We start from the raw sequence: 5,036 nt of genomic DNA on the forward strand, positions 1-5,036 counted from the left end.
TACAATTTTTACTCTATCTGACTCCTTCTTCATAAAACCATTTTATGTATTTCCAACTGATAACTGATAACTGAAAAAACCCGCCCCTACAATTTTTACTCTATCTGACTCCTTCTTCATAAAACCATTTTATGTATTTCCACAGGAGAGATAAAATCGTCTCTTTCTTGTCTGGTAATATAACCTGTTTCTGTTGCCATATCTGCGATATTGATAACAAAGTCAGTTAAAGTTTCCAAGACTTCTTTGCAGTCTAATTGAAATTGCTTGTAACTGCCATCTAGAGAAAAGTTTTTATTGCTATCCCCATAGCCATAATACCGTAAGTTGCAGTTAACCTTGTTGCCAAGAGGCATTAATTCTATTGTGAGACAACAACTATCAACAAATTCTAACTGTATTGTTTCCCCTCTTGATAACTGGTCAATTTCTGTAGGTAAATCTTCTTCCAGCAACATAGAGATATCGGGGTCTAAAAATACTTTGATTTGTTCTTTCCCTATTTCGATAAAGATAGGGCGATCGCTTTCGTAACAAAAACGCCTAATTCCCATTTCAAAATGAGATAATTCTCCTAAGACATCTTCCGGAGGAGCAGCAAATTTTTCTAGTAAAGGGTCTCCCAATCTAATTTGAAATTTATGAAAATTATTCATTTTTACTACTCCTTTTTAAAGATTATAAATCGTCAGTATTTAGAATAGGATAGGCGGTTTTGAGAGTTCCATCTTTTTTTCTGATAATAAAAGCTCTAGTGACATTTTCTATTACTGTTCCATCAGTATGATAAACTCTACCAATTGGTCGTTGAAAATCGACAATATATTGACCATAATATTTGGGGATAAATCTTTCTACCTCTACCCAGTCTTGTGTATTTAACCATTGCCCTTGGTTAGTATTTGTACTAGCAATTCTCCCCCTAAAATTCTCTAATTTAAGTTGAGGGCCATGATGGCGTTCGATATGATCGTAAGCTTTGATAGATTTAGGATTATTCCACTGAGGTTCCTTTCCTGTACCTCTCCATTCAAAGCCATTACCAACTTCGATAGTTTGATCTATTATATACTCTTGTATAATTTTCATAATCTCATCCATGAAATTTACACAAGTGTAGTGCAAAACTCTAAAAACCTATTTAGAGGTTCTTTTCCTGTACCTCTCCATTCAAAGCCACTACCAACTTCGATAGTTTGGTCTATTATATACTCTTGTATAATTTTCATAATCTCATCCATGAAATTTACACAAGTGTAGTGCAAAACTTTAAAAACCTATTTATCAGAGTTTTTACTAAAAACCGCCCCTACAATTTCTTGCCGGAAATTTTTCCATCCATCAACAGCATCTAAATTAGAAACTACTCCTTTTTGCATCAAAACCACACCATCTGCAAAATCAGTAATTCCATATTCACCAGAATTATAAAGTTCTTCAATTCGAGGTACAATTTTTTCTAGTCGTTGGCGATCGCTCTTAAATGCCACCTGATATCTATTCAACCGCCACAAGTCAACAATAATATATTCTACTTTTTCAACTTCTCTTGCATCATTTCTAAATTTCATTCTGGGAAACCGCAAAACTGCTCGCCGACTTGATAAGTGGGGAATAATATAAGTTGTTGCTGCCGCGCTAGCATCATCAGGAATTTTCTCTAACAACGGTCGCATTTGACTAACGTGCTGCCATTGTTGGTGTGCGGGAACATAAACCCAAGGTTGTACTGAGTCTGGTACTAAAAAATAGAAGGTACGATTAGGATTAGATGTAAATGTAAAAAATAGTGACAACCAAATACAAGCTACCCAAAAATGGCGAAACTTTCGTGATGGCAGTTGTGAGTTTTCAACTTCTGATTCTCTCTTTCCCCACCATAAAATTGCACCGTAACATAATCCAGGTACTACAGTCATCGCATAACGAATAGTAATTGACAGTACAGACAAACCCTGAGCAGAAAATAATTTCAGTAAAGGAAATCCTGCTATCATCCAAGAAGCGGGAGCAATAGTAGGTACAAATGCTAAAGGCAACCATTGACCTAATAAATATTTGATAGTGCCAAAAAAAGGAGTAAAAATTTCCCCTATTAACCGCCAAGGGTTACTAATCATACCCCAAATAATTTCTAGAGTCGAAGCTTCTTCTCCTTCTGCATATTGACCGAATCTTTCCATCATAAATCTCTGGGAAATGTCTTCGGAAAAAATTGGCATAATTAGATTTGTCAGAGCTACCATGTAGGCAAAACTGAGAGTACAGATAGCCAAACCTATGTTGGGATAGCGTCTACTTAAGATTAGGTAGAACCCAACACCAAATAATACTACTCCTGCATCCTCTCTAACAGCTAAAATTAATATTGCTAAAATCCAAAATAGATACCACCAGCGTTTTTCCATTGCCAGTAGTAAACTAAATACAAACAGAGGTATTTGACAAATATCATGGAAATTCGCTAGGGTAGGTCCGATTACTGCGTTAGCTCCATAGAAACTAACACTAATCATCGCGGATAAGGGTGGTTGGAGATATTGTCTAGCTAAGATGTATAAAACTAAACCCGCAGCAGTAACTAATGTGACTTGTAAAACTGTTAGGGTGACAGGAGATGGAAAAAGAGCATATATTGGCAGCCACAGCAAAAGAGCAGGGGTAAAATGTTGGCCTAAGCGGTGATAGTATACTTCGGAAAGTTGGCCTTGGTGGACTACATTTGTGGAAAGAGCTGAAGAAAGGGAACTTTGAAAAAAACGACCGTGCATACTATTCCAAAAGACTTGGTTAAATATACCCTGGTCGTAAGAGGCGTAAAAAGTATAATAGCGATGCAGGTTGAACAATAGACATATTGAAAAGAAAGCGATCGCCACCACGAACAGCATCTTGAGAGACTGATTTTTTTCCCTACTACCCAACATCACCCACCTAAACTCAAAGCTTGCAGTATAACACTTACCAGAAATTTATATCTTACTTGAGTCATCATAACCACTTGCAAGGGTTATTATTTTTGCTGCTTACTATAAACTCTAAATTATGTCAAGTGAAGATTGGATAATCTCAATACAGTTAATTCAGTGAATTTACAGTATTAGTGTCAGAATATAAAATAGAGATTAAATTATCTCAGAAATAAACTTTCTGTTATAGCAGTTGAAGCAAAGGTTGGGACATTTATCAATGCTCAAACGAGCGTCAGGGATTACTTTTGATTGTCTTGAGTGCGTCTTACATTCTGGAGAGGCTGTGTGCGGAAGTAATTCCGCACTTTATACGCCCCGTAGGAAACCTCAGAATTACGCACTCGCTTTTGTGGGGGTGAATGGCCATTTGTCCCTCCTGACTTTTGACTTGCGCGTAGCGCTATAATGGGCGATAAATTGAAAAATAATTTGTGAATGGTAAGTGGTAAACCCCGCCCTACTTGCCCAGTAAGGCCCAATATCTAGGTAGGCGGGAATATTCATGGAAAGTTATAGATGGTTAATTATTCTCTTCCTCTGCGACAACAAGATACTAATCGCCCATCTCACTTACCTAGAGATTTCGTAAAGGTGTCTTCAGAAAAATCTAATAACGACGGATTCTTACAACTTTTATTGTTTATTAATAAACGTCCTGGGTCTCAAGAACAAATCCAAGCTATTCGTAAGTCCCTAAGTAAATTAAAAACAGATTACCCTTTTGAATTTAATGTCATTGATGTAGGAGAACAACCCTACATGGCGGAACATTTCAAGTTAATTGCTACTCCTGCTCTATTAAAAATTCATCCTGAGCCAAGACAAACCCTAACTGGCACAAATTTAGTGGCTAAGTTGGAATATTGGTGGCCTCGTTGGCAACGTTCTTTAACAGAATCTAGGTATGAGGATAATTCCCAATGTGAATCACAACAAGCTATTAGTGAGAAATTATCTGCTAGTTCAATTAGTTGCGCTGCCGAATTAATGCAAATGTCAGACGAAATTTTTCGCCTCAAGCGGGAAAAAGAACAATTGCAAGCTCAACTAAAATTTAAAGACCGTATCATTGCTATGTTAGCTCACGACTTGCGGAACCCTCTGACTGCAGTTTCATTAGCTCTAGAAACTTTAGAGTCTACTCAAAAAACGGCAAAAAATGAGTTGCTTAAAAGTTCTACAAGTCTTGTAGAAAGGTTGACTAAGCAAGCACGTTATCAAGTGCGGGTAATTGACAGAATGATTACAGATATTTTAGAGAGACCAAGAGGGAAAAACGCCAAGTTACACATTCAACCTGAGAAATTAGATGTGGGAGCATTATGTTATGAGGTGAAAATGCAGTTTCGAGACAGAATGAGGTCAAAAAATTTGCAGTTAAGAACAGATATTCCTAATGATTTACCATTGGTTTATGCTGACCGAGAAAGAATACGTCAGGTAATAGTTAATTTGATTGATAATGCAATTAAGTATACTCCGAAAGAGGGTGAGATTCAGATTATAGTCCTCGATCGCACAACTCAAAAGGTGCAAGTGACGGTTTGTGATAGTGGACCTGGTATACCGAAGGAAAATCGCGATTGTATTTTTGAAGATTCTTTCCGACTGAAGCGGGATGAGTCACAGGAGGGTTATGGTATTGGTTTGGCTTTGTGTCGTCGGATTATCTTATCTCATTACGGTAAAATTTGGGTAGATTCTAGTCCTAATAATGGTAGTTGTTTTCATTTTACTTTGCCTGTTTATAGGTAAAAGAGGGAGTAGGGATTAGGGAGTAGGGAGTACTGAGTCGTTGGAAAAACATCTCCTCGTCTAAGATTCATTATCAGTCTATGTCCTAGCCAATTCTTTCTTTGCTATAGAATCTCTAACCGTATCTTTTACCTTGTTTTTCCTTTCTACAACATTCCCAATCAAAACTTAATTTTTGAGTTGAATAAAAAGTCATGTTTATAGACGAACGACTCTATACAGCCTTTATCATATTACAAAAATTGTGAGGATGCAACCCACATTCCGCACGACAAAATGTAGTACACAAAGAGTGGGAAACTTGAGTAA

The 5,036-nt window shown here is 37.0% G+C and carries 5 protein-coding genes; 1 reads left to right on the top strand and 4 read right to left on the bottom strand.

The window, feature by feature from the left end; all coding sequences use genetic code 11:
* Positions 1–116 precede the first annotated feature (116 nt).
* The 4 genes from ACP6PK_RS08300 to ACP6PK_RS08315 are packed head-to-tail and all read right to left on the bottom strand — an operon-like array spanning position 117 to position 2,927.
* Positions 117–656 (bottom strand): hypothetical protein, encoded by a 540-nt coding sequence (locus ACP6PK_RS08300; RefSeq protein ID WP_426559204.1) that lies wholly within the window; start codon positions 654–656, stop codon positions 117–119.
* Positions 657–678: 22 nt separating this feature from the next.
* Positions 679–1,089, bottom strand: coding sequence for a hypothetical protein (locus tag ACP6PK_RS08305; RefSeq protein ID WP_426559205.1), 411 nt, complete (start codon positions 1,087–1,089; stop codon positions 679–681).
* Positions 1,090–1,106: 17 nt separating this feature from the next.
* Complete coding sequence (locus ACP6PK_RS08310) at positions 1,107–1,229, bottom strand: hypothetical protein (RefSeq protein ID WP_426559206.1); 123 nt, start codon at positions 1,227–1,229, stop codon at positions 1,107–1,109.
* 48 nt (positions 1,230–1,277) lie between these two features.
* Positions 1,278–2,927 (bottom strand): DUF2079 domain-containing protein, encoded by a 1,650-nt coding sequence (locus ACP6PK_RS08315; RefSeq protein WP_426559208.1) that lies wholly within the window; start codon positions 2,925–2,927, stop codon positions 1,278–1,280.
* Positions 2,928–3,488: 561 nt separating this feature from the next.
* Here ACP6PK_RS08315 and ACP6PK_RS08320 point away from each other — a divergent pair.
* Positions 3,489–4,727, top strand: coding sequence for a histidine kinase (locus tag ACP6PK_RS08320; RefSeq protein WP_426559207.1), 1,239 nt, complete (start codon positions 3,489–3,491; stop codon positions 4,725–4,727).
* Positions 4,728–5,036: the final 309 nt, after the last annotated feature.

Origin of the sequence: Dapis hubbardiae BLCC-M172, assembly GCF_050016015.1 — a bacterium.
Taxonomy (GTDB): Bacteria; Cyanobacteriota; Cyanobacteriia; order Cyanobacteriales; family Microcoleaceae; genus Trichodesmium.